Origin of the sequence: Brucella anthropi (assembly GCF_046630315.1) — a bacterium.
Lineage (GTDB): Bacteria > Pseudomonadota > Alphaproteobacteria > Rhizobiales > Rhizobiaceae > Brucella > Brucella anthropi_A.
In genome coordinates, this window is record NZ_LQBD01000020.1 from 23,974 (window position 1) to 47,341 (window position 23,368).

A 23,368-nucleotide genomic window follows, 5' to 3' on the forward strand; every position below is an offset into this window, starting at 1 on the left:
GCCATCATGACAACCCCTGAAAACATTCATCTCCTGACGCGGCGCGAGCAGGATTCCCTTGGGGAGCGCGATATTCCCATGGATGCCTATTTCGGCATCCAGACCCTGCGGGCAGTTGAAAACTTCTCGCTTTCCGATGTTGCGCTGAACCATATTCCAGCCCTCGTTCGCGCCCTTGCAATGGTCAAGAAAGCGGCTGCCACCGCCAATTACAAGCTGCGGCAGCTAACGGAGCCCAAATATGCGGCCATCGTCGCCGCCTGCGACGACATCATTGACGGGCGTTTGATGGAGCAATTCGTCGTGGATGTCTTTCAGGGCGGCGCGGGCACCTCAAGCAATATGAATGCGAATGAGGTTATCGCGAACCGCGCCCTTGAACATCTGGGGCGGCCGCGAGGCGACTACCAGACGATCCATCCCAATGATGACGTCAACATGTCCCAGTCCACCAATGATGTGTATCCAACCGCAGTACGGCTGGCGCTTCTTCTGAGCCAGAACCAGGTTCAGACGGCGCTGCACCGGCTGATTGCCGCCTTTGAAGCAAAAGGACGGGAATTCGCGACGGTCATCAAGATCGGGCGCACGCAGTTGCAAGATGCGGTTCCGATCACTCTTGGACAAGAGTTCGAGGCATTTGCCGCAACGTTGCGGGAAGACACAGCCCGGCTGGAGGAGGTTGCCGTGCTTTTCCGCGAGGTAAACCTCGGTGGAACCGCTATCGGCACGCGCATCAACGCCTCGCAAGCCTATGCCGAACAGGCCATCGCGGAACTTTCGCAGATTTCCGGTATCGAACTGAAAGCCGCCGGCAATCTGGTGGAAGCGAGCTGGGATACGGGCGCGTTCGTCACATTTTCCGGGATATTGCGCCGGATCGCGGTCAAGCTTTCCAAAATCGCCAATGATCTGCGGCTGCTTTCAAGCGGACCGCGAAGCGGCCTTGGTGAAATCCGCCTGCCTGCGGTTCAGCCCGGATCGTCGATCATGCCGGGAAAGGTCAATCCGGTCATACCGGAATCGGTCAACCAGGTCTGCTATCAGGTGATCGGCAACGACCTGACCGTCACAATGGCAGCCGAAAGCGGGCAATTGCAGCTCAACGCGTTCGAGCCGCTGATCGTCTACAATATCCTCAGTTCAATGCGGCTGCTCGGCCGCGCCATGACCAATCTGGCCGAACGTTGCGTCGACGGAATTGAAGCCAATGTGGAACGCTGCCGCGCAGGCGCGGAGGAAAGCATTTCTCTGGCAACCGCCCTCGTCCCGGTCGTGGGCTATGCCAGGGCGGCAGAGATCGCCAAGCAGGCGCTTGCATCAGGACAGACCGTCATGGAAGTGGCAATTTCCGAGGGGCTGGATGCATCGGCGCTCACGATAATGCTCGATCCTTTGAGAATGGCATTCCCATCGGAAACGCACGAAAAGGAGGCAAATCATGCATCTGTCGGCTAAGAAGCCCTCCAGTGCCGTCGCCATGCGCGCGGTCAGCAAATGGTACGGGCAATTTCAGGTTCTCAAGGACATTGATTTCGATGTCGCCAGAGGCGAGCGCGTGGTGATTTGCGGTCCATCGGGATCGGGAAAATCCACGCTGATCCGCTGCATCAACCGGCTGGAGCCTTATCAGGACGGCCAGATTATCGTCGATGGCATTGCACTCACGGATGAGGCGAAATCGGTGGACGAGGTGCGGCGCGAAGTGGGCATGGTGTTCCAGCATTTCAATCTCTTTCCCCACCTGACCATTCTGGAAAACTGTACGCTCGCGCCCATGTCGGTGCGCGGCATGAGCCGCAAGGCCGCAACCGAGATCGCCATGAACTATCTGTCCCGCGTCAGGATCGCGGATCACAGTCACAAATATCCGTCGCAAATCTCCGGTGGGCAGCAGCAGCGCGCAGCCATTGCCCGCGCGCTCTGCATGAACCCGAAAATCATGCTTTTCGACGAGCCAACCTCGGCCCTCGACCCGGAAATGGTATCGGAGGTGCTGGACACCATGGTCAGCCTTGCTGACGAGGGGATGACCATGATCTGCGTAACCCATGAAATGGGCTTTGCGCGCCGGGTCGCCGACCGCGTCATATTCATGGATCAGGGCAACATCATCGAAAGCGCGGAACCGTCCATATTCTTCGACGCGCCGAAACATGAACGGACCCGGCTCTTTCTCAGCCAGATATTGCATTAGGCCCGGCATGAAGACAGACAGGACGAATCGCCCCAGAATTCTCGTCGTTTCCACCGGCGGAACCATCGCCTCGCGTTACGATCCGCAAACGGATTCGCTGTTGAGCGTTTCGACGGGAAAGGAACTTCTATCCTCTCTCGGTGCGCTTGCGCCTGCGGTTGATCTTGTTCTTGAAGAATTCTGCAATCTTGGCAGCAATCGCATCGATCTCGATACGTCTTTCAGGCTTGCACACCATATAGCTGAACGGCTTAGGGACCAAACGGTCGACGGGTGTGTGGTCACACACGGCACGGACACGCTGGAGGAAAGCGCATTCCTCGCACAACTCACGATATCCTCGCGAAAGCCGGTGGTCTTTACCGGAGCCCAGCGCAGCGCAGACGAACCGGATGCCGACGGACCACGTAATATTGCCGACGCAATCTCTGTTGCGGCCTCGCCCGCGGCTCGCGATCTCGGCACCCTCGTCGTCTTCGCCGGGAAGGTGCTCTCCGCTATCGACGCGACAAAAATTCATACGTCGAAGCTCGAAGCCTACGATTCCCCCGGATATGGGCCGCTCGGCATGGTGGATCGCGGCTCGGTATTCATCACAAGAAAACCGCTAGGCTATCTGACGATTGCCGCCCGCTCGATCGAAACTCGGGTCGATCTCATCACGCTCGCGATGGGTGCCGATGCCCGTCTTATCGAAGCGGCGGTCAATTCCGGCACACGCGGCTTTGTACTGGAAACATTCGGTCGGGGCAACGCCACGCCCGCAGTCGTCAATGCCGTCGCCCGGGCAACGGAACGGGGCATCGTGACACTCATCACCTCACGCTGCCCGGAAGGCCGGGTGCTGCCTGTCTACGGTGATGGAGGCGGACGCGACCTTGAAAAGGCCGGAGCAATCTTCGCCGGGCGGCTGAGCGGTCCCAAGGCGCGAATTCTCCTTTGCCTTTCATTGCCAACCGTCCCTGTTGAGGAACTAGGCCGCCTTTTTGAGCAATTCGGGCGATAAAAAGGAAAACTGCGCACGCAGTAGCACCGGAGCTTTCACGATAGTCGTAGCTCGGCAAACCTATATTCGTAAATAATATCAAAGGGATAAATGGTGGGCGATGAGAGACTCGAACTCCCGACATCTTCGGTGTAAACGAAGCGCTCTACCAACTGAGCTAATCGCCCGACTGTTTCGCCAAATGTCTGGCCAGCCGTTGTGTGAGCCGTTTAGGCAATTCGTGCGACAAGCGCAAGTGCAAAAATCAGCATTCGGTGTCTTTCTTACGATTTTCTGCAAACCCTTCCATGCCCGCACCAACGCACAAGCCGATAGCAATGAGAACAACCAAAAAACGGTGCAAATAGTCGGGCGGAATCGGCGATCAAACACCATTAATGCCGGGAAAAGCGAATAAAACGAGTGGCCCGGGCAACAGGCATTCAACCGCCGTCCCCAATAATTATCAGCCGCTCCTTTCCATGCATAATGACGAAGAGCAGCCGCTCTGCGGCGCGCTCATTACAGCGCCGATCGGTAAGGGACACCACACGCATACGAGCCTCGTCCTGCATCCCCAGCTCGACAAGCTCGTGCCGGGTGCTTTCCACCTCATGGCCAATCTGGTGCAGCCCGGCAAACACAGTTGAGGTGTGCGGCTATTTATAACAGTAATCGCTTAAATAAATGAAAGGCCTCATCCGCTATTTCCGTTTTAAATTCAGTAATTTATTAAGCATACACGATACTCATCTTCCATTTACCATGCAACTTAAGAGGGTGCACATAATTGTGGGATAGTTTGCTCCCAGGTCACAGCGACCACTCAACAAACAAGAATGATCTCAGGAGCAACACATGACCAAGTTTTTCGCGCGTTTCCGTAAGGACGAATCCGGCGCAACCGCTATTGAATACGCACTGATTGCCGGCCTTATCGCCGTCGTCATTATCGGCGGAGCAACAACGCTGGGAACAAACATCAGCCAGAAATTCACAGAGATTGCGAAAACAGTAGAAGACGCGGGCAAATAATCAGCATTCGCACTCTACAACAATGCTACCGCCCTTCGGGGCGGTTTTGCTTTTGCAGAAACCTTTTGCCATTCAGCAGCAACTTTTGAAATCCCAAAGCGTTTAGCGAACGTGCATGGAGCCATATTTCATGACCTGGCGCGGAGGCTTGATCCTAACTAACCAAGCTAACGCTCTGCAATCTTTATTGATTATGGGCTTTATATCGAAACGCGCATAATCCCTCTAAATAGTGGCCCGCCGCGTGGTTGTTGCGTATTCCAGCGCTAGCCCCGGCCGTTCGGGAGTAGCAAACATGTCATTGAAATCCATCTTGTTGGCGCTCGGCATCGGCGTTGCCGGTCTGACGCTCAGCGGCTGTGTTTCCGAGGGCTATTACGGCTCTGGCAATTATGATCCTTATTATGTGCGCGGCGGCTATGTCGGCACAGGCGTCATCTATAATAGTGGCGGCTATTACCGGAACTATCCGCGCTATTACAGAAGCTCGCGCTATTATCGGGATCGGTATCACCACCACAACCGTCCGGGGCGCCCACCGCACAGCAGGCCGGATCGTCCGCGCCCGCCACGTCCAGACCGTCCGCCGTCCGACAATGCTGGTCGTCCGAGCCCGAACAGTCCCTCGATTATTCGACAAATCAAGCGCGGTCCGAACAACTGAAACAACAACACCCGCCGAAATTCGGCGGGTGTTTTGCATAAAAGGAGCCAATGTCAGAGCTTGATGACATATTCCTTGCGGGTGGTTTCGAGCACCTCCCAGCTTCCCCTGAAACCGGGCCGGATGACGAAACTGTCTCCGGCCTTGACTTCGCGGGTTTTTCCGCCCTCTTCGCGGATGACAGACCTGCCGGACAGAATGTGACAGAACTCCCATTCGTCATACTCGATCCGCCATTTGCCCGGCGTGCTCTCCCATATGCCCGCAAAAAGCGTGCCGTCGGCATTCTCGTCGAGATTCCATGTACGAAATTTGGGAGCGCCAGAAAGAACGCGCTCCGGCAAGGGCGCGCCTTCTTCCGCTTCAATGCCGGTCAGGTCGAAATCGAGAAACCGGCTCATCATCTCAAGCCTTTGCCAACGCCTGTTCCAGATCGGCGATGATGTCGTCTGCATCCTCGATGCCGATCGACAGCCGTACCACGTCCGGCCCGGCGCCAGCGGCCACTTTCTGCTCGTCGCTCAACTGGCGGTGCGTCGTGGAAGCCGGATGGATGACCAGCGAGCGCGTGTCACCCAGATTGGCAAGCAGCGAGAAGAGTTCGAGGCTGTCCACGAATTTCACGCCTGCTTCATAGCCGCCCTTGATGCCGAAAGTGAAAACGGAGCCCGCGCCTTTTGGCGCATATCTCTGTTGCAATGCATGATATTTATCATGCGGCAGTCCGGCATAGTTCACCCAGGACACTTTTTCATGGCCGTGCAGCCAGGATGCGACCTTCAGCGCATTGTCGCTGTGGCGCTGCATGCGCAGCGGCAGGGTTTCCGCGCCGGTGAGAATCTGGAACGCATTGAACGGCGAAATGGCAGGGCCGAAATCGCGCAGGCCCAATACGCGGGCGGCAATCGCAAAGGAGATATTGCCGAAGGTCTTGTGCAGTTCCAGCCCGGCATAATCCGGGCGCGGCTCGGTCAGAAGCGGATAATTGCCGGATTTGGCCCAGTCGAACGTGCCGCCATCAACCAGAATGCCGCCCATGGAATTGCCGTGCCCGCCGATGAACTTGGTCAGCGAGTGCACGACGATATCCGCGCCGTGCTCGATCGGGCGCACCAGATAGGGCGAGGCAAGCGTGTTGTCCACGATGAGCGGCAGGCCATTCCTGTGTGCGATTTCTGCAATCGCCTCGATATCCACCACAATGCCGCCGGGATTGGCAAAGCTTTCGATGAAGATGGCGCGCGTCCTGTCATCGATCTGCTTGGCAAAATCGGTCGGATGGGTGGCGTCGGCCCAGCGCACCTGCCAGCCGAAGGATTTGAACGACTGGCCGAACTGGTTGATCGAGCCGCCATAAAGCTGGCGCGCGGCGACGAAATTATCGCCCGGCTGCAACAGCGTATGGAAGACGAGAAGCTGCGCGGCATGGCCGGATGCCGTCGCCACCGCTGCCGTTCCGCCTTCAAGCGCGGCGATGCGTTCTTCCAGAACGGCGGTGGTTGGATTGGTGATGCGCGTATAGATATTGCCGAACGCCTGAAGCCCGAACAGGGAGGCCGCGTGGTCGGCATCCTCGAATACAAAAGACGTCGTCTGATAGATCGGCGTTGCGCGCGCGCCTGTCGTCGGATCTGGCCGTGCGCCGGCGTGAACCGCAAGCGTTTCAATTCCGGGAGAGCGTTTTGACATCATTTCCTCCTGTGTCCCAAACCCCAATCGTGACCGGACGTTAGGCGTTGCGGCCAGGAAAGCAAAGGAGGATTTTTCGTTCAATCCCGCAATTGCAGAATTTAAATCCGAAAGTTCTCATTGACCGATCAGACGGGGGTATTCGATGGCCGGGCAACGGTCCATGATGACCGTCAGTCCTGCCTCAGCCGCCTTCGTTCCCGCTTCTTCATGCACGACGCCAAGCTGCGTCCACAAGACCTTCGGCCGATGCCTCATCGCCAGAACTTCATCGACAATGCCCGGCAGCGAATAAGGTTCGCGAAAGACATCCACCATATCCACCGGCTCTTCGATGTCGGCCAGACGCGCCACGACCAGCTCACCGTGAATATGCTTTCCCGCCTGCCCCGGATTGACCGGAATCACGCGATAGGCTTTGGACAGAAGAAACTCCATCACGCCATTGCTCGGGCGTTCCGGCTTCGGCGATGCGCCGAGAAGCGCAATCGTTTTCACGGAAAGGAGGATTTCGCGGATCTGGTCGTCGGATGGGTTTTGCATCTTGTCCTCTTCAATCGCCTGAGCCAGCACTTGCATGAAAGCCGCCGCTGCCTCTATTGATGAATAAATTTGGGAGGAATGCATGAATATCAATACCGCGCAGCTTACAAGCGTCAGCCCCGTCATGAGCCTCGATGAACTGCGGGCTTTCATGCAGCGCGAGTTTCCGCAGCTTGGCAATGCTTTCGAGGTCGTGGCCGTGGATGAGGGGTCGGCTACAATGCGGCTTCATGCCGATGAACAGCATCTGCGCCCCGGCGGCACGGTTTCCGGCCCATCGCTTTTCGCGCTTGCCGACGTTACCGCCTATGCCGCCATTCTGGCCCATATCGGCCCGGTAGCCCTTGCCGTGACGACGAACCTCAACATCAACTTTCTGCGCAAACCCTCGCCCGGCACGGTGGAGGCCGTGGCGCATCTCCTGAAACTCGGCAAGCGCCTTGCCGTTCTCGATATCAGCCTGACCGATGGCGCAAATGGAGAACTGGTTGCCCATGCAACCGCAACCTATTCGATTCCACCGCGATAAACGGGCAAAAAGATAAGGTATTATAATACCAATACAGCAACCTATTGATTTTGCTTGATTTTTAAAACAGCGCTTTGAATATAGGGCTTGACGCGCGCCCGGACATTGTGTATCGACCCGCCGGAAGCGAGTGAAAGGAAACTTTTGCCCGCCCGTTCGGGTTGGAAAATATCCAACACAAGCAACAAAAAAAGCCCTGATTTTCAAGATCGGGGATCAAGTCAAGGAAGACTTCAATGGCAACTTTCTCTCAGAAGCCGGCTGAAGTGGTGAAGAAGTGGGTGCTGATCGACGCCGAAGGTCTCGTCGTCGGCCGTCTCGCATCGCTCGTCGCCAATCGCCTGCGTGGCAAGCACAAGGCAACCTTCACCCCGCATGTCGACGATGGCGACAATGTCATCATCATCAATGCCGACAAGGTTGTTCTGACCGGCAACAAATATGCCGACAAGAAATACTACTGGCACACCGGCCATCCGGGCGGCATCAAGGAGCGCACGGCTCGTCAGATTCTCGAAGGCCGTTTCCCGGAACGCGTTCTGGAGAAGGCAATTGAGCGTATGATCCCGCGTGGTCCGCTCGGCCGTCGCCAGATGAAGAACCTGCGCGTTTATGCAGGCCCGAACCATCAGCACGAAGCTCAGCAGCCGGAAGTCCTCGACGTCGCAGCGCTGAACCGCAAGAACAAAGGGAATGCATAATCATGGCTGAGCAGCTCAACTCGCTCGAAGAACTCGGCACTGTTGCCAAGACCGAAGCTGCCGCTCCGGTTCATGTCCAGAAGCTGGACGCACAGGGCCGCGCTTATGCCACCGGCAAGCGTAAGGACGCCGTTGCACGCGTATGGGTCAAGCCGGGCACCGGCAAGATCACCGTCAACGACAAGGAATTCGAAAAGTATTTCGCACGTCCGGTCCTGCAGATGATCCTGCAGCAGCCGATCGTTGCTTCGAATCGCGCTGGTCAGTTCGACATCGTTGCCACCGTTGCCGGCGGCGGTCTCTCCGGTCAGGCCGGTGCTGTTCGTCACGGCATCTCCAAGGCCCTCACCTACTACGAACCGGGCCTGCGCACGGTTCTCAAGAAGGGTGGCTTCCTGACCCGCGACAGCCGCGTCGTTGAACGTAAGAAGTACGGTAAGGCCAAGGCCCGCCGTTCGTTCCAGTTCTCGAAGCGCTAATATCTGTCGCTTTGGACTTACAGAAAAGCGGACCTTCGGGTCCGCTTTTTTGTTATGTAATAGGAGACTCAAGCCAGCACGGAACCAGCCGAATGTCATCCAGTCGTTTTGCCGCCACACCGGAGCCTCCCTATCTGATCGTCACCTTTGCTTCGCAGCGTATTACGGGCGAGGATGACGGCTATGGCGACATGGCAGTGCAGATGGGAGAACTTGCGGCCAAACAGCCGGGCTATCTCGGTATTGAAAGTGCCCGCGACGCGGAAGGCTTCGGCATCACCAACTCCTTCTGGGCCGATGAGGAAAGCATCCGCGCATGGAAGCGCGACGTGGATCATCTGGTAGCGCAGAAGCTTGGTCGCCAGAAATGGTACGAAGCCTATCGCGTGCGCATTGCCCGTGTGGAACGCGCTTACGGATTTGATGCCAAGGGCGCGTGAAAGCGCTATAGAAGCCAGATTATCATCGGGGAAGCGGCCATGCCCTCAAAGACCATCGACCACGCGATCACTGCCCGCAGCCTGACAAGCGCAGCCACGGACCCGACCCATGCGGGCGTGCAGTCCTTCATGCGGCGCGTGTACACGAAGTCGCTGAAGGGCGCGGAAGCGGTTGTCTGGGGCATTCCCTTCGATGCCGCCGTCTCCAACCGGCCCGGCGCGCGCTTCGGCCCGCAGGCGATCCGGCGGGCATCGGCAATCTTCGACAATGACCCGCAATATCCGTTCGAGCGCGACCTTTTCGAGAATCTCGCCGTCATCGATTATGGCGACTGCCTGCTCGACTATGGCAATCACTATAAGACCCCAGCCACTATCGAGCGCGAAGCGGCAAAAATCCTGAAATCCGATGCATTCCTGCTGACGCTCGGCGGCGATCATTTCATCACATGGCCGCTTCTCAAGGCCCATGCCGCGAAATATGGTCCGCTGGCGCTGGTCCAGTTCGATGCGCATCAGGATACATGGTTCGATGATGGCAAGCGGATCGACCACGGCTCCTTCGTGGCCCGCGCGGTGCGTGACGGCATCATCGATCCCGACCATTCGATCCAGATCGGCATCCGCACGCATGCACCGGAAGATTGCGGCGTCAGGATCATTTATGGCCATGAGGTCGAGGATATGCCGGCGGCGGCGATTGCCGATGCAATCCTGAAGCGCACCAATGGACGGAAAACCTATCTGACCTTCGACATCGACTGTCTCGATCCGGCTTTTGCGCCTGGAACCGGCACGCCGGTCGCAGGTGGACCTTCCTCGGCAAAGATGCTGTCTGTCCTGCGCAAGCTGACGGCTCTTGACTTTGTGGGCGCCGATGTGGTCGAGGTTGCACCGGCCTATGACCATGCCGATATAACAGCCATCGCGGGAGCGACGATCGCAATGTACTATCTGGGCCTTCTGGCCGAACGGAAAGAACGACGATGAAGCGTCACGCTTGTTCATAGATTGATTCAAGCAGCTCGAAAACTGATTCCGAATATCGTCGCAACTTTCTGAATTCAAAGGCAAAACGCATGAAACCGAAAATCTTCATCGATGGCGAACACGGCACCACCGGCCTGCAAATCCGCACCCGTCTGGCCGCGCGCGACGATCTTGAGGTGATTTCCATCCCGGAAGCCGAGCGGCGCAACAAGGACTTGCGCGCCGACTATCTGCGCGCTGCCGATATTGCGATCCTATGCCTGCCGGACGATGCCTCCAGGGAAGCGGTTTCCCTGCTCGAAGGCCATAACTCCACCCGCATCATCGACACCTCGACCGCCCATCGCGTGCACCCGGACTGGGCCTATGGCTTTGCGGAACTGGCCAAGGGCCAGCGTGAACGCATTGCCGAGGCGCGCCTCGTTGCCAATCCGGGCTGCTACCCGACAGGCGCGATTGCGCTTGTGCGCCCGCTGCGCGATGCGGGCCTGCTGCCTGCCGATTATCCGGTGAGCGTCAATGCGGTTTCCGGCTATACGGGCGGCGGCAAGCAGCTCATCGCCCAGATGGAGGACAGGAACAATCCGGATTATCTGGCGGCAAACAACTTCCTCTATGGCCTTCCGCTCAGGCACAAGCATGTGCCCGAACTGCAATTGCATGGCCGTCTGGATCGCCGTCCGATCTTTTCGCCCAGCGTCGGGCGCTTCCCGCAGGGCATGATCGTGCAGGTTCCGCTGTTCCTGAGCGAACTCGAAGGATCACCGTCGCTTGCCAAGGTTCATGCAGCACTGACGGAGCATTATGCCGGTCAGGATATTGTCGAGGTCGTGCCGCTTGAGGAAAGCGCGAAACTTCCGCGCGTCGATGCGGAGGAACTCGCAGGCAAGGACGGCATGAAGCTTTTCGTTTTCGGCACCGAAGGCGACGGTGAGGTCAATCTGGTGGCGCTGCTCGACAATCTCGGCAAGGGTGCATCGGGCGCAGCCGTCCAGAACATGAACCTCATGCTTGGCAGATAAGCCCAATATACCCGGTTTTCAGCCCGGCAGCGCAAAAACGCAGCCGGGCTTTGCTTTATGCGGCATAAGCACCCTTGGTTGCGCGCCAGTGCGCCACCGCGAAGGCCAGCACGACCAGCGCGAAGAACTGGTGCGTCAGGCCCAGATGCAGCGGAACGCTCATCAAAAGCGTCGCAATGCCGATGATGGCCTGCACGAGAATGAGAGCAACCAGAACAATCGTGCGGCGCGCATGGGTGGTGCCGGGGGCCTGTTTCCAGACCTGCAAGGAATGCAGGACGGCCAGAACCAAAACCGTATAGGCGAACATGCGGTGCACGAACTGCACCGTTTTCGGGTTTTCGAACAGGTTGCGCCACCAGGGCGACTGGATGAACAGATCGGACGGGATGATGGCACCATCCATCAGCGGCCATGTATTATAGGTCAGACCGGCGTGAAGTCCGGCCACCAGACCGCCTAGATAAATCTGCACCAGAACCGCGAATACGATCCATCCGGCAAAGCGCTGGATGGACCTGTCCGCCGGTCGCTCGCTATAGGTGACAAGCCCGCGCGCGATATAGAATACCGCCGTTATGATGATACAGGCCGTCGTCAGGTGGATCGCCAGACGATACTGGCTGACGCTGGTAAGCTCGCTGAGGCCGGAAGCGACCATCCACCAGCCGATGGCGCCTTGCAGGCCGCCAAGCGCGAGCAGGCCCAGCATACGATATTTGAGGCCGCCCTTGAGACGCCCCGTCACCCAGAAAAAGGCCAGCGGAACCGCAACGAGAAAGCCCACGAAGCGGGCCAGCAGGCGGTGCGCCCATTCCCACCAGAAGATGTACTGGAATTCTTCCAGCGACATGCCCTTGTTGATCTGCTGGTATTGCGGGATCTGGCGATACTTGTCGAACTCTTCCACCCATTCGGCATGGTTAAGCGGCGGAATGACGCCGTGAATGGGCTTCCATTCGGTGATGGAAAGGCCCGACCCCGTCATGCGGGTGGCGCCGCCGACCATGACGATGGCGATCAGCACGACGAAAACCGCATAGAGCCAGTATCGCACAAGGCGGCGGTCGCGGTCCTCTTTCGATGACCTGGAACCCTGCCCTGTACGCTGCGCCGCTGCTGCCGTCATGCCATATACCCTTCGATTATGAGCCGAAGGATACATGCCGCATCAATCCTTGAGTTACAAGCTGACGTCACGCGACATGCCGCCGCGTTTTTGCCCTTTCGCTGCCCCTTCTCACGCGGTAGTGATGAGCTGGGAAAAGGAGAGATGCATCATGCCCGTTCGGCTGAAGAAACTGATCGGCACTTTCTTGCTGGTTTCACTGGTCATCATCTATGCGGTGTTCGCGACCATTATCGCCGTGGCGCATCTCGCGCAATCGAGCGCCTGGGTGCATCTCCTTTATTTTCTTGTGACCGGCATTCTGTGGGTTCTGCCAGCCATGGGCATCATCTGGTGGATGGCGCAGCCGCCACGCAAGAAACAACACTGATCCCGTTCCAGGATGTTGCAGACGATGGCGGGCGAAGTTGCAGCGCGCATTCTGACGGATTTCAGCGAGGTCAAACGGCTCTGGACCGGTGCTGCCGCCATTCACGGCGCGCCGCAATCATTTGCGTGGATTGATAACTGGCGCGCACTCGTCAATGCCGACAGTTTTATCGCCGGGCTCTTTGACAGCGATGGTCCAATCTTGGCTGTGCCACTGGAAGTCGTCCGCCAGAACGGCGCGAAAATTGCGCGCTTTCCCGGCGGAAGCCACGCCAATTGCAATTTCCCATGGCTGCGAAAAGAATATGATGGCGTTCCCGGACCCGAAGCCGTCCGGCAATTGACCGAGGCTATCCGCAAGGCACGGCCTGATATCGATGCGCTGTCACTGACACGCCAGCTTTCCGACCTGCAAGGCGCGGCCAATCCGCTGCTTGCTCTCGGACAAGCCCCCAATCCAAACCCGGTCCTCGCCGCTTCGCTCAGTGGCGGCTTTGATGCCGTGCTTGACCGCGCCAATCGCAAGCGGAAGCTGAAAAAACATCGCCAGCACAGCCGCCGCTATGAAGAAAGCGGAGGCTGGAGAATTGCCGGGCCGCAAAACCGCGCGGAATCGGACGCGGTTCTCGACCTCTATTTTGCGATGAAGGCACAGCGCTTCCAGAAGATGGGGATAAGCGATCCTTTTGCCGACGAGAATGTGCGCCATTTCTTCAAGGCTTTCTTCGGCGAAGGATTGGCGAAAGGGCAGGAACTGAATGCGTTGCGCTTTCTGGAAGTCGGCGGGACCGTGCGCTCGATCATCGGCAAATTGTTCTGCGATGCGGGACCGACCGTTGAATTCGGCGCAATCGCGGAAGACGAGCTGATAACGGCCAGTCCGGGCGAGTTTCTCTTCTTCGAGGATATAAGCCGCAGTTGCACCGAGGGCCATTCGGTCTACAGTTTCGGCATAGGGGATGAGCCGTACAAGCGCGAATGGTGCGATATCGAGCGCACGATCCATGACACGCTGGTGCCGCTTTCCGCCAGGGGCAGGCTTTTCACGACGCTGCAATCAACCCGCAATGCGATTGCCGGAAGTCTCAAGCGCAATCCGCGTCTGTGGGGCCTTGCCAAGAGGCTGCGCAGCAGGCTGGCAAAGCGGTAGAAGCCGTTGGCAAGCTGATTCAGGAGCGCAGCCTAATGCGTTGTTCCTGAATCGGTTTCTTCCATCAGAATAACGACATCTTCATAACCGCCCTGATCGAGATCGAGAGCAGCGAGCGCAACGCCCCTGTCATCCGGATCGACGATGCTCATCACCACGGAAGCCGGTCCATCGGCGATGCGCCTGATCTGTTCCGACGACGACGGACCGCATTCCACCACGACGAAATCATAGACCGTTTCCAGCGCATCCAGAATGAGCGGCAGGCGATCGGCCGAGCGCATGGCAAGTTCGGGATCGGCCTCGCCCAGCGGCACGACATGAGCCTGCGAGAACCGGTCACTGTGGATGACCTCGTTGAAGCGGCGCTCGCCGGACAGAAGCTCCGTAATACCGGGCAGATGCGCGCCGTCCAGCATGGCAAGGCCGACAGTTCCCTGCGCGGTCATGTCGACCAGAATGGCGCGTTTGCCCCGGTCGGCGAATTCACGCAGCAGGCGCACCGTTGCCGCCGATGCCTGATCCCCCTCGGGAGAAACCACCACGATGCGCTTCAGCTTTCCGCCTGCAAGCAGATCGGCAACCGCCGCCACGCCGTTGGGATTGCGCTGCCTGGTGTCACCCTGCTTCATCATGGGAAATTCCTCCACGGATTTCCTTGTTTCGGAAACCGACGATCCTGCGGTAAACGGCATCGTCCATGAACGGCGTCGCGCCGCAATCGTTTCGTCGGAAACGGCCTCAACAGGTGCTGATCCGGATGGTGGCACCGCCGCGGCTTCAACGGCTGCGGCGATAACCGGCATTTCGATTTCCTCGACAGCGGCAGCCCTTTGACCATCCGCCACCACGAAAGCACGCCCGCTGAACAGTTCCCGCAGGAGAACGAAGATCGACAGCAAGAGCAGGCCTGCCGCAAAGGTCGCGCCGACAATCGGCAATATCATCGGATAATAGGGCACCGCCGGCCTATCGGCGGAAGAGAACACCCGCGCATCCACCGGCACATAATTGCGGTCGGTGCGCGATGCGGCTTCGCGATAGCGCGTCAGATAGGTTTCCAGAAGCTGGCGCTGTGCCGCCGCCTCGCGCTCCAATGCGCGCAATTCAACTTCCTGATCGCCCGCCTGCGCGGCCTGCGCCTTCACGCGGTTCAGTTCGCGGTTGAGTTCCTCTTCCCGAAGCTTTGCCGCGGAGACTTCATTATCGAGGCTTGCCACGAGCTTGCGGCCTTCGATCACGATCTGCCGGTCGAGATCGGCAAGCTGCGAGCGCAATGCCTTGATGCGCGGATGACCGTCCAGAAGTGTCGTTGAAAGATCGGCGATCTCGGCATTGAGTTCGATGCGCTTTTCGGCAAGGCGCTGCATCATGCCGGAGGCCACCACATCCGGCAGCGTGTCGATGGGCACGCCGGAGTCGAGCGCCTTGCGAATGCTTTCCGCCTTTGCCTCCGCCGAAGCGCGACCGGTGCGAACCCGTGTGAGGTCGGTGGAAACTTCCGAAAGCTGCTGTGTCGCAATCGTGCTGTTGCTCTGCCCGGTCAGGAGCCCGCGCGAGGCACGATAATCCGCAACCTTCTTTTCCGCATCGCGGACACGGTTGCGCAGGTCATCGATTTCAGGGGCCAGCCAGCCGGTGGCATCGTCGTTCGATTCCAGCTTCGCGGCCTGCTGAAACCGGATATACTGATTGGCCAGCGCATTGGCGACGTTCTTCGCCGTCTGCGGGCTTGCCGAATGATATTGCACTACGATGACGCGCGAAGCGGTGACGGCAAAAGCCTGCATGTTCTTGCGCAGCTTCTGCAAGACACGTTCTTCCGGGGTCAGCCGCGCGGGGTCGGTGCGCATGCCAAGCCAGATCAGAACGCGGGTCCACGGCTTCACCTGCGTCGTCGTGAAGGCTTCATTGCCGGTGAGATTGAGTTCGTCGGAGACTTTCTTGAGAAGATCGCCGGATGAAAACACCTCCACCTGGCTCTTCACGCCCTCCGCGTCAAAGACGGGGCGTTCGGCTGCCGTCTCGCCATTGGGGCGGGTATAGACGGATTCGCGAGCCTCGATCATGATGCGGGCTTCGGCACGATAATCCGGCGTCAGGAGGAGGCAGATGGCCCATGCGACCGCCGCCATGAGAAGCGCGCCGACGACAATGAACAGCCAGTGACGGCGCAGGCTGGAGAACAGCGCGCCGATATCGATATCTGCGTCCCTTGACAAAGGATCGACTTCTGCCATTCCCCATTCTCCATGGGCTTTGCGAATGCGCCTGTGCGCATGATCGCTCTCGCCCGTGTGGGGGAATGCCCCCCGTTTTCCTGTCGGAACCGTAAAGGAACAAGGTAACCAGAGGGTTAAACAGGATAAGCTCCCAACTCCGGCGAGATGCAAAGTTTTTCCGCCGAACCCGTACTTCTTTACCAGCCATTAACCCTAATCAATCGATAACGCTTGCAACCGATATTCGTAATCGCGCCGGCAATGCCGCGCCGATTGCGAGCGTTAAGACTATTGCTTTTCGGAAGAACCGAGGCGGAAGATGACGGCGAAGACAATCCACAACAAGCGCAAAGGCCATGCCGTGCTCGTGGCGCTCGGCCTTGCCGCCATGACGCTTTCCGCCTGCTCCAGCTATCGCCCTGCCCCGCCCGCTTTTCATGAGGCGCTGAACCAGCCCTATATGCTGGATGCCGGGGATCGCGTGCGCATCACGGTTTTCGAGCAGCCGAGCCTCACCAACACCTATAGCGTCGATCAGGCCGGCTATATCGCCTTTCCGCTCGTGGGCAGCATTCCGGCGCGCGGCAAGACATCCAAGCAACTTGAAGGCATCATCGCATCGAAGCTGCGCGGCGGCTATCTGCGCGATCCCGATGTGAGCGCGGAAATCGACCGCTATCGCCCGATCTTCGTGATGGGCGAAGTGGGGGCCGCCGGCCAATATTCCTATGTTCCGGGCATGACCGCGCAGAAGGCAATCGCCGCTGCCGGCGGTTTCAGCCCGCGCGCCAATCAGGAGAATGTCGACATCACGCGCCAGTTCAACGGCAAGGTCCTGACCGGCCGTGTGCTGATTTCCGATCCTATCCTGCCGGGCGACACGATCTATGTGCGCGAACGTCTGTTCTGATGGCGATTGATGGCTGATGACACCCATGTCTCCGCGCTGCGCATCGTTCACTGTTTCCGCGAACCGACCGGCGGGCTTTTTCGCCATGTTCGCGATCTCGTGGGCATGCAGGCGGAAAAAGGCCACGCGGTCGGCATCGTCTGCGATGCAACGACCGGCGGTCCGCGCGAAGACGCGCTGCTGGAGGAATTGCGGCCAAAGCTCGCGCTCGGCCTTCATCGCATTGCCATGCAGCGCCATGTCGGGCTGGGCGACGCGGCGGCGGCATACAAGGCATATCGTATCGTCAAGAAATTGCGGCCGGACATATTGCACGGGCATGGCGCCAAAGGCGGCGTCTATGCGCGATTGTTCGGCTCAGTCCTACGGGTTTTCAGGTCTCGCGTAGCCCGTATCTATTCACCGCATGGCGGCAGCCTGCATTTCGACCGAAAGACGCGCCGTGGCGGTGCAGTCTTTCTGGTCGAAAGGATGCTGGCCCCGCTGACCGACGCGGTGATGTTCGTTTCCAGCTTCGAAAAGCGTATCTATGAAGAAAAGGTCGGACGGCCCCATGGCCTCCATGCCGTCATTTATAACGGCCTGACCGAAGCCGAATTCATGCCCGTCGCCGACGCGCCCGATGCCAGCGATTTTCTTTTCGTCGGCACGATGCGCGGCCTGAAAGGACCTGACATTCTGATCCGCGCGCTTGCGCATCTGCGCGACCAACACCGGCGCAGTTTCACCGCAACGCTTGTCGGGGACGGCGCGGAAAAGCCCGATTTCGTCAGCCTGGCCGGCGATCTTGGAGTTTCCGGGCAAATTCGCTTTCTGCCCGGAATGGCGGCGCGGGACGCCTTTGCCCTCGGGCATACAATGGTCGTTCCATCGCGCGCCGAAGCATTTCCCTATATCGTGCTGGAGGCGCTCGCCGCCGGAAAGCCCGTCATCGCCGGCAATGTCGGTGGCATTCCCGAAGTGTTCGGGCCGCAATCCCCGGCACTGGTCGAGCCCGAGGCGGCGGCACTTGCAGACAGGATGCTGGGCGCTGCGGATGACCAAGCCGCATTTCGCGCCGCAATGCCCGATCCGACACGGTTGCGGGCGCGTTTCAGCCTGCAATCCATGGCGCACTCGATCGAGACGATCTATTACGAGGCGCATCCGGACCGGGCAGCGCCGGACGAGTGAGGGATATTCCCTCAACCCGCCATCGCAGCCAGGGGTTCGGCTGCGGATACCGCCCCGTCGAATTGTAACCGAAACCCGCTTCGCGCCGCAAAATAGATATAATGGAAGGCATCGGCGCGCCCGCCGATGAGCGAGATGTCCTCGCGCCGCCATTGCCAGGGCAGCATGTCCAGCTTGTCTTCGAACGGCTCCGATACGGTGGCCGACCAGAAGGCGGCAACGCCATTCGGTTTCAGCGCCCTTTTCACCAGCCGCAGGCCGTCATCCCCGTAAATGGCGCCATTTGGCCGCGCGAACCGTAAAATCCGGCCCGTTATCCGTGTCCATCAATATGGCATCGTATTGGCCGGGCTGGCCGCGCAGAACATCCATCACGTCGGCAACCAGGATATCGACGCGCGGGTCATACAGCGGATGGCCGGCAAGATGACCGATATGGGTCCGGTTCCAGTCCACGATCTCCGGCACAAGCTCGCATATAGTCACGCGCGCATCGGGGCCGAGCAAGTCGAGCGCGGCCCGAAGCGTGAAGCCCATGCCGAGCCCGCCGATCAGCATATGCGACACCTTTCGGCCGTGCAGGCGCAGCGACCTTTCGGCCAGCACAGTCTCGGACTGGAAATTGACGTTCGACATCAATTCCAGGCCGTTATAACGGATTTCATAAATGTGATCGCGTTTTCGCAACAGAATTTCATCGCCGGCATCATTGCCCGCCCTCGCCAGTTCGGCCCAGATTGTCATGTTCAACCCCAGCGCGCCCCGCAATGCCCGAAGGGCATTTGCATAAAGCGCATTAAAACAAACAGTTAACGCGACCTCGGAAGATCGCGGCATGAATTGCTCTCATCAGGATTTTTTGGGTCGCTGTGCGTCAGGCGCGCAGCAACCCCATGACATCGTCCGATCTGGTGCCGATCAGGAGTGGAAAGAGAGCCGGTCTGTTGGCGGCAATATGGGCCGAATAGTTCGAGGGCGAAATGCCGCTTGCAGCTTTGTCTTCCAACGGTTTCATATCACCGTCCTAGGCAATATAATTGGATAAGGCAAGCGTCGCATCCGGTTTCGGGTGCAGCGGCCATACTGTAGCAGAATGAACAGGAGCCATGTTATTTTAGTTATCACTAATAATAACGGTGCCAGTCAGAGACTTAATTGCATGTTTACCTAAGTCCAAAACTTGCCATGCGATGTTTATATTCTGCTTAGAACTGTCGGTCTAATTGTCATGCCGACATTTTACGATCAGGGGCAATGTTGTGCGAGATAATGATGCGCTCTCTCCTTTTGGCCGCAAAGCCATAGAAGCCAGCGGAAAGCAGGGCACGGGGCAGGATTCCACACCGCATGTACCGGTGGAGCTCAGTCCGCTGGCGCGCCGGATGGCCGAGCAATATCAGCGCGATACGTTTTCGCCGCTGATGCTGAGCGGTGTCATCCGCATGGTGGAGTTCGGGCTCGTCTTCTTATCCGGCATTGCGAGCTTTCTGTTTTATGTGGGCATCGAAACACATCTCGTCTTCTATTATCCGCTCATCGTCGTCGCGGGCGGCGCGCTTTTCGTGCTGCTGATGCAAATCAACGATGGCTACCAGATCAATGTGATGCGCAGCCCCGGACGCTATCTGCGACGGCTTATCATCAGCTGGGCCGCCGTGCTTGGAACGCTTGCCATTGCCGGATTCCTGATGAAGGCTTCCTCGGATTTTTCCCGTGGCTGGTTCCTCTATTGGGCGCTGAGCGCCTTCGTACTGCTTCTGCTTTCGCGCATGTTCATCGCCTGGAAAATCAAGCGCTGGGCGCGCAATGGCACAATGGAACGCCGCGCCGTCATCGTCGGCGGCGGTCCGAATGCCGAAGCGCTCATCCGCTCGCTGGAACAGCAGCCCGACAATGATATCCGCATCTGCGGCATCTTCGACGACCGGGACGACAAGCGCTCGCCGCCGATCATTGCCGGCTATCCAAAGCTTGGCAATATCAGCGAATTGATCGAGTTTGCCCGCATCGCGCATATCGACATGCTGATCGTGTCCCTGCCGATCAGTGCCGAAGCGCGCGTGCTGGCCCTGCTCAAGAAGCTTTGGGTTCTGCCAGTGGATATCCGCCTGTCGGCGCTCAACAATCACCTGCGTTTCCGTCCGCGCGCCTATTCCTATGTCGGCGCGGTGCCGATGCTGGATATTTTCGACAAGCCCATCAACGACTGGGATTCGGTCGCCAAGCGCATCTTCGACGTTGTCTTCAGCATCCTCGGCATCGTTCTTCTGTCGCCGATCATGCTGGGCACGGCCATCGCCATCAAGCTCGACAGCAAGGGCCCGGTGATCTTCAAGCAGAAGCGGCACGGCTTCAACAATGAAGTCATCAATGTGTGGAAGTTCCGGTCCATGTATACCGAAATGTGCGACCCGACCGCCAAGCAGGCCGTGACCAAGAACGACCCTCGCGTCACGCGTGTCGGACGCTTCATCCGCAAGGCTTCCATCGACGAGCTGCCGCAGTTCTTCAATGTTCTGGCCGGTTCCCTGTCGCTCGTCGGCCCGCGCCCGCATGCGGTTGCCGCCCATTCGCACAATGTGCTCTATAATGAGGTGGTTGACGGTTATTTCGCGCGCCATCGCGTAAAGCCGGGTGTCACCGGCTGGGCGCAGATCAACGGTTGGCGCGGTGAAATCGACAATGAAAACAAGATCCGCATGCGCACGGAATTCGATCTTTACTACATCGAAAACTGGTCGCTCTGGCTCGACCTTAAGATTTTGTTCCTGACGCCGATACGGCTTCTCAATACGGAAAACGCCTATTGACCGGCGCGGCGCACAGGCTTGACGACAATCCGCCCCCGGCCATGGCGCTGCGGGCGGATGTGGCGCGAAGACGCGCGCTCAACCGCCTCATCGCCAATTGTGCAATCGGGTTTGGCGTTTTTCTGCTCGGCTTCGTGATGAGCGAACCAGCACCTTATGAACTTTACATGGTCGGCCTGATTGCATTGGCCTTGCTGTTCGGACTGCGGCTGACCCGCACCAGCCTTGTGCTGCTGGCGCTTTTTGCCATGTTCAATTTTGGCGGGATGATTTCCGTCATGCAGATGGCCGATGTGAAGAAGGCCCCGCTTTATATTGCCGTTTCGCTGTTTCTGGCTTTTACATCGGTCTTTTTCGCCGCTGCCATAGAAGGCGATTACAGGCGTCTGCGGGTGATCTTCAACGCCTATCTTGTTGTCGGCGTACTGTCGTCCTTCCTTGGCATTGCCGGCTATCTCGGGCTGTTTCCCGGCGCCGATATCTTCACCCGCTACGGGCGGGCGCAAGGCGCGTTTCAGGACCCCAATGTCTATGGGCCATTCCTGATATTGCCGCTGACCTGGACGCTCTACCGCATCATGCGCGGGAACTTGCGCGATGTGACGATCTATCTGCCATTCTGCTGCCTGCTCACGCTCGGCGTCCTGGTGTCCTTCTCGCGCGCGGCCTGGGCGATGGTTCCCCTCTCCTTCGCCATATTGTTCGGCGTGCTTTTTCTCCAGAGCAACAGCAACCGCTTTCGGCTGCGCCTGATCGCAATCGGCCTTCTTGCCATCGTTGCGATCATCCTCACGATCCTGATCATCCTGCAAATTCCAGGCGTCGGCGATTTCTTGCGCGAGCGCGCGCGTCTGGAACAAAGCTATGACAGTGCGCGGCTTGGACGTTTCGCGCGCCATTGGCTCGGAATGATCCTTGCCACACAACACCCGCTCGGCATCGGCCCGCTGGAATTCGGCCCCATGTTCGGTGAAGACACGCACAATATCTGGCTAAAGGCCGTGCTCGATTATGGCTGGATCGGCTTCATCGCCTTTCTGACGCTGACATTCCTGACGCTCGGGATCGGCTTCAGGCTTCTGTTTCGCAACCGCCCCTGGCAGCCGTTTCTTCTGGTCGCCTACGCAACCTATCTCGGGCATGTCCTGATCGGCAATGTCATCGACACCGATCACTGGCGCCATTTTTATCTGCTTTTCGGCATCATCTGGGGTTGTGCGGGGCTGGAATACAAGTATCAGCTTTCGCTTCGATCCAGAGTCCATTCAGGAGAGCAGCATCGTGCAATTCGCGATATACGCCGCAGCAGCGCTGTTTGAGATTGCCGGATGCTTTGCCTTCTGGGCATGGCTGAAGCTCGACAAGTCAGCGCTCTGGCTGGCGCCGGGCATGGTATGCCTGGCATTGTTCGCTTCTCTTCTGACCCTCATTGAAAGTAATGTCGCGGGCCGCGCTTACGCTGCCTATGGCGGCATCTATATCATCGCTTCGATCCTGTGGATCTGGTTTGCCGAAGGCGCCCGCCCCGACCGCTGGGATGTGGCCGGGGCCTGCATGGCATTCGCGGGTACATGCATCATCCTCTTTGGGCCGCGCTCCTGATATTTGAAACATTGCACCAAACTCATGTGCAATTTGTCGGTTTCGGCAAATTAGCCCTTGCGTGCCAAGTCGTTATAATCTAGGGCTTTCTCCGGCTCGGAGCGTAGCGCAGCCCGGTAGCGCACTTGACTGGGGCAAAAGTCCCCTGAGAGCCAATTTCAAAACAGAAACAATACGTTGCTGGCTTTACTGTAAGTCTCACAGTGATTTTCGTGGGACTTTTTGCATCGTGGGATTTTTGCCCCACGACACAGCCTTATTTGTGAAACCACCCCCACATTTTCAGAAGGTTCTCATAGGGAGAGACAATGCCAACGATGATGGCAAGAATGTTTAGGACCGTCCATTTGCCAAGCCGGCCAAGGTTACGTACGGTAGAATAGAACTGCATGGCGTCCTCCAGCGTTTCTGTATCGTCCTCATCCAGCTTGGAGAGAAACTCCTTCGTCCTCTCTGGTAGCTCACCCATGCGATTGACGGTTCGAGCTTCATCATCCATTGGCGTCACTTCCAGCACCCCGCCGCTTTCCCGAATGCATTATGAGAGGCGACACCCTGCCCATCCGGGACAGCCACTGCATCAATGCCGGTAATCAGCCCACCAAGCGGTCCCCATGCTTCCGGTTTGGATAATACCGTTTTGAGGGACGTATCCGACTGTACGGCCTTGCCAGTTGGAACCTGCGGCACCTGGGAAGGAACTGGAGCACTGTCACGAGAGAAAGCCAG

The 23,368-nt window shown here is 58.2% G+C and carries 27 protein-coding genes, 1 tRNA gene and 2 pseudogenes; 19 read left to right on the forward strand and 11 right to left on the reverse strand.

What is annotated here, in order from left to right:
* The first annotated feature begins 6 nt into the window (after positions 1-6).
* The 3 genes from AVM02_RS12000 to AVM02_RS12010 are packed head-to-tail and all read left to right on the forward strand — an operon-like array spanning position 7 to position 3,203.
* Positions 7-1,458 carry an aspartate ammonia-lyase gene (locus AVM02_RS12000; RefSeq protein ID WP_411507182.1) on the forward strand — a complete coding sequence of 484 codons (1,452 nt, stop codon included), beginning with the start codon at positions 7-9 and terminating at the stop codon, positions 1,456-1,458.
* Positions 1,442-2,197: an amino acid ABC transporter ATP-binding protein gene (locus AVM02_RS12005; protein WP_411507183.1), complete on the forward strand. Its 756-nt coding sequence runs from the start codon at positions 1,442-1,444 to the stop codon at positions 2,195-2,197. Before AVM02_RS12000 ends, AVM02_RS12005 begins: the two co-directional genes overlap by 17 nt.
* A gap of 7 nt (positions 2,198-2,204) precedes the next feature.
* Complete coding sequence (locus tag AVM02_RS12010; protein ID WP_411507184.1) at positions 2,205-3,203, forward strand: asparaginase; 999 nt, start codon at positions 2,205-2,207, stop codon at positions 3,201-3,203.
* A gap of 91 nt (positions 3,204-3,294) precedes the next feature.
* Here the strand turns inward: AVM02_RS12010 and AVM02_RS12015 are convergent.
* Positions 3,295-3,370 (reverse strand) — tRNA-Val (locus AVM02_RS12015).
* 276 nt (positions 3,371-3,646) lie between these two features.
* Between AVM02_RS12015 and AVM02_RS12020 the strand changes: the two are divergent.
* The 3 genes and pseudogenes from AVM02_RS12020 to AVM02_RS12030 all read left to right on the forward strand — a co-directional run.
* Positions 3,647-3,832: pseudogene (locus tag AVM02_RS12020) on the forward strand (hypothetical protein); the annotation flags it as partial.
* A gap of 208 nt (positions 3,833-4,040) precedes the next feature.
* Positions 4,041-4,217 (forward strand): Flp family type IVb pilin, encoded by a 177-nt coding sequence (locus AVM02_RS12025; protein ID WP_411507185.1) that lies wholly within the window; start codon positions 4,041-4,043, stop codon positions 4,215-4,217.
* 295 nt (positions 4,218-4,512) lie between these two features.
* Entirely contained in the window at positions 4,513-4,881 is a 369-nt protein-coding gene (locus AVM02_RS12030) for a hypothetical protein (RefSeq protein ID WP_411507186.1), read from the forward strand.
* A gap of 53 nt (positions 4,882-4,934) precedes the next feature.
* Here the strand turns inward: AVM02_RS12030 and AVM02_RS12035 are convergent, their stop codons facing one another.
* The 3 genes from AVM02_RS12035 to AVM02_RS12045 form a co-directional block, all read right to left on the reverse strand.
* Positions 4,935-5,282 (reverse strand): cupin domain-containing protein, encoded by a 348-nt coding sequence (locus tag AVM02_RS12035; protein WP_411507206.1) that lies wholly within the window; start codon positions 5,280-5,282, stop codon positions 4,935-4,937.
* Between the two features lie 4 nt (positions 5,283-5,286).
* Complete coding sequence (locus AVM02_RS12040; protein WP_411507187.1) at positions 5,287-6,570, reverse strand: O-acetylhomoserine aminocarboxypropyltransferase; 1,284 nt, start codon at positions 6,568-6,570, stop codon at positions 5,287-5,289.
* Between the two features lie 117 nt (positions 6,571-6,687).
* A complete protein-coding gene (locus AVM02_RS12045) occupies positions 6,688-7,149 on the reverse strand; it encodes a CoA-binding protein (RefSeq protein WP_411507188.1) in 462 nt (153 codons plus the stop codon).
* 46 nt (positions 7,150-7,195) lie between these two features.
* On the opposite strand from AVM02_RS12045, the gene AVM02_RS12050 reads away from it, so the two are divergent.
* The 6 genes from AVM02_RS12050 (at position 7,196) to argC (ending at position 11,274) form a co-directional block, all read left to right on the forward strand.
* The gene (locus AVM02_RS12050) at positions 7,196-7,642 is read left to right on the forward strand and encodes a PaaI family thioesterase (RefSeq protein WP_411507189.1); all 447 of its coding nucleotides are present in this window, start codon (positions 7,196-7,198) and stop codon (positions 7,640-7,642) included.
* A 236-nt stretch (positions 7,643-7,878) separates the two neighbouring features.
* The gene (rplM, locus tag AVM02_RS12055; RefSeq protein WP_006472812.1) at positions 7,879-8,343 is read left to right on the forward strand and encodes a 50S ribosomal protein L13; all 465 of its coding nucleotides are present in this window, start codon (positions 7,879-7,881) and stop codon (positions 8,341-8,343) included.
* Positions 8,344-8,345: 2 nt separating this feature from the next.
* The gene (rpsI, locus tag AVM02_RS12060) at positions 8,346-8,822 is read left to right on the forward strand and encodes a 30S ribosomal protein S9 (protein ID WP_006466519.1); all 477 of its coding nucleotides are present in this window, start codon (positions 8,346-8,348) and stop codon (positions 8,820-8,822) included.
* 92 nt (positions 8,823-8,914) lie between these two features.
* Positions 8,915-9,262, forward strand: coding sequence for an antibiotic biosynthesis monooxygenase family protein (locus AVM02_RS12065; protein ID WP_411507190.1), 348 nt, complete (start codon positions 8,915-8,917; stop codon positions 9,260-9,262).
* 39 nt (positions 9,263-9,301) lie between these two features.
* On the forward strand, positions 9,302-10,252 hold the full coding sequence (speB, locus tag AVM02_RS12070) for an agmatinase (RefSeq protein WP_411507191.1): 951 nt from the start codon (positions 9,302-9,304) through the stop codon (positions 10,250-10,252).
* An 89-nt stretch (positions 10,253-10,341) separates the two neighbouring features.
* Positions 10,342-11,274: an N-acetyl-gamma-glutamyl-phosphate reductase gene (gene argC, locus AVM02_RS12075; protein ID WP_411507192.1), complete on the forward strand. Its 933-nt coding sequence runs from the start codon at positions 10,342-10,344 to the stop codon at positions 11,272-11,274.
* A gap of 55 nt (positions 11,275-11,329) precedes the next feature.
* On the opposite strand, the gene AVM02_RS12080 is transcribed toward argC, so the two are convergent.
* Positions 11,330-12,403: a COX15/CtaA family protein gene (locus AVM02_RS12080; protein WP_411507193.1), complete on the reverse strand. Its 1,074-nt coding sequence runs from the start codon at positions 12,401-12,403 to the stop codon at positions 11,330-11,332.
* 151 nt (positions 12,404-12,554) lie between these two features.
* Between AVM02_RS12080 and AVM02_RS12085 the strand changes: the two genes are divergently transcribed.
* Both AVM02_RS12085 and AVM02_RS12090 read left to right on the forward strand, forming a co-directional pair.
* Positions 12,555-12,773 (forward strand): DUF2842 domain-containing protein, encoded by a 219-nt coding sequence (locus tag AVM02_RS12085; protein WP_411507194.1) that lies wholly within the window; start codon positions 12,555-12,557, stop codon positions 12,771-12,773.
* A gap of 24 nt (positions 12,774-12,797) precedes the next feature.
* Positions 12,798-13,922, forward strand: a complete 1,125-nt coding sequence (locus AVM02_RS12090) for a GNAT family N-acetyltransferase (RefSeq protein ID WP_411507195.1) — start codon at positions 12,798-12,800, stop codon at positions 13,920-13,922.
* 32 nt (positions 13,923-13,954) lie between these two features.
* On the opposite strand, the gene AVM02_RS12095 is transcribed toward AVM02_RS12090, so the two are convergent.
* Positions 13,955-16,162, reverse strand: a complete 2,208-nt coding sequence (locus AVM02_RS12095) for a GumC family protein (RefSeq protein WP_411507196.1) — start codon at positions 16,160-16,162, stop codon at positions 13,955-13,957.
* A 301-nt stretch (positions 16,163-16,463) separates the two neighbouring features.
* Between AVM02_RS12095 and AVM02_RS12100 the strand changes: the two genes are divergently transcribed.
* Together AVM02_RS12100 and AVM02_RS12105 are read left to right on the forward strand one after the other, a co-directional pair.
* Positions 16,464-17,054: a polysaccharide biosynthesis/export family protein gene (locus AVM02_RS12100; RefSeq protein ID WP_411507197.1), complete on the forward strand. Its 591-nt coding sequence runs from the start codon at positions 16,464-16,466 to the stop codon at positions 17,052-17,054.
* A gap of 9 nt (positions 17,055-17,063) precedes the next feature.
* Positions 17,064-18,227 (forward strand): glycosyltransferase, encoded by a 1,164-nt coding sequence (locus tag AVM02_RS12105; RefSeq protein WP_411507198.1) that lies wholly within the window; start codon positions 17,064-17,066, stop codon positions 18,225-18,227.
* Positions 18,228-18,238: 11 nt separating this feature from the next.
* Here AVM02_RS12105 and AVM02_RS12110 read toward each other — a convergent pair whose 3' ends face one another.
* The 3 genes from AVM02_RS12110 to AVM02_RS12120 form a co-directional block, all read right to left on the reverse strand.
* Positions 18,239-18,475 (reverse strand): hypothetical protein, encoded by a 237-nt coding sequence (locus AVM02_RS12110; protein WP_411507199.1) that lies wholly within the window; start codon positions 18,473-18,475, stop codon positions 18,239-18,241.
* A gap of 13 nt (positions 18,476-18,488) precedes the next feature.
* On the reverse strand, positions 18,489-18,971 hold the full coding sequence (locus AVM02_RS12115) for a hypothetical protein (RefSeq protein ID WP_411507200.1): 483 nt from the start codon (positions 18,969-18,971) through the stop codon (positions 18,489-18,491).
* 130 nt (positions 18,972-19,101) lie between these two features.
* A complete protein-coding gene (locus AVM02_RS12120) occupies positions 19,102-19,242 on the reverse strand; it encodes a hypothetical protein (protein WP_411507201.1) in 141 nt (46 codons plus the stop codon).
* Between the two features lie 244 nt (positions 19,243-19,486).
* Here AVM02_RS12120 and AVM02_RS12125 point away from each other — a divergent pair, with 244 nt between their 5' ends.
* The 3 genes from AVM02_RS12125 to AVM02_RS12135 are packed head-to-tail and all read left to right on the forward strand — an operon-like array spanning position 19,487 to position 22,639.
* The gene (locus AVM02_RS12125; RefSeq protein WP_411507202.1) at positions 19,487-21,037 is read left to right on the forward strand and encodes an undecaprenyl-phosphate glucose phosphotransferase; all 1,551 of its coding nucleotides are present in this window, start codon (positions 19,487-19,489) and stop codon (positions 21,035-21,037) included.
* On the forward strand, positions 21,034-22,356 hold the full coding sequence (locus AVM02_RS12130) for an O-antigen ligase family protein (RefSeq protein WP_411507203.1): 1,323 nt from the start codon (positions 21,034-21,036) through the stop codon (positions 22,354-22,356). Before AVM02_RS12125 ends, AVM02_RS12130 begins: the two co-directional genes overlap by 4 nt.
* On the forward strand, positions 22,319-22,639 hold the full coding sequence (locus AVM02_RS12135) for a YnfA family protein (protein WP_411507204.1): 321 nt from the start codon (positions 22,319-22,321) through the stop codon (positions 22,637-22,639). Before AVM02_RS12130 ends, AVM02_RS12135 begins: the two co-directional genes overlap by 38 nt.
* Before the next feature lie 256 nt (positions 22,640-22,895).
* Here the strand turns inward: AVM02_RS12135 and AVM02_RS12140 are convergent, their stop codons facing one another.
* A complete protein-coding gene (locus AVM02_RS12140; RefSeq protein WP_411507205.1) occupies positions 22,896-23,156 on the reverse strand; it encodes a hypothetical protein in 261 nt (86 codons plus the stop codon).
* A pseudogene (locus AVM02_RS12145) lies at positions 23,144-23,368 on the reverse strand (hypothetical protein); the annotation flags it as partial. The gene AVM02_RS12140 and the pseudogene AVM02_RS12145, both read right to left, overlap by 13 nt.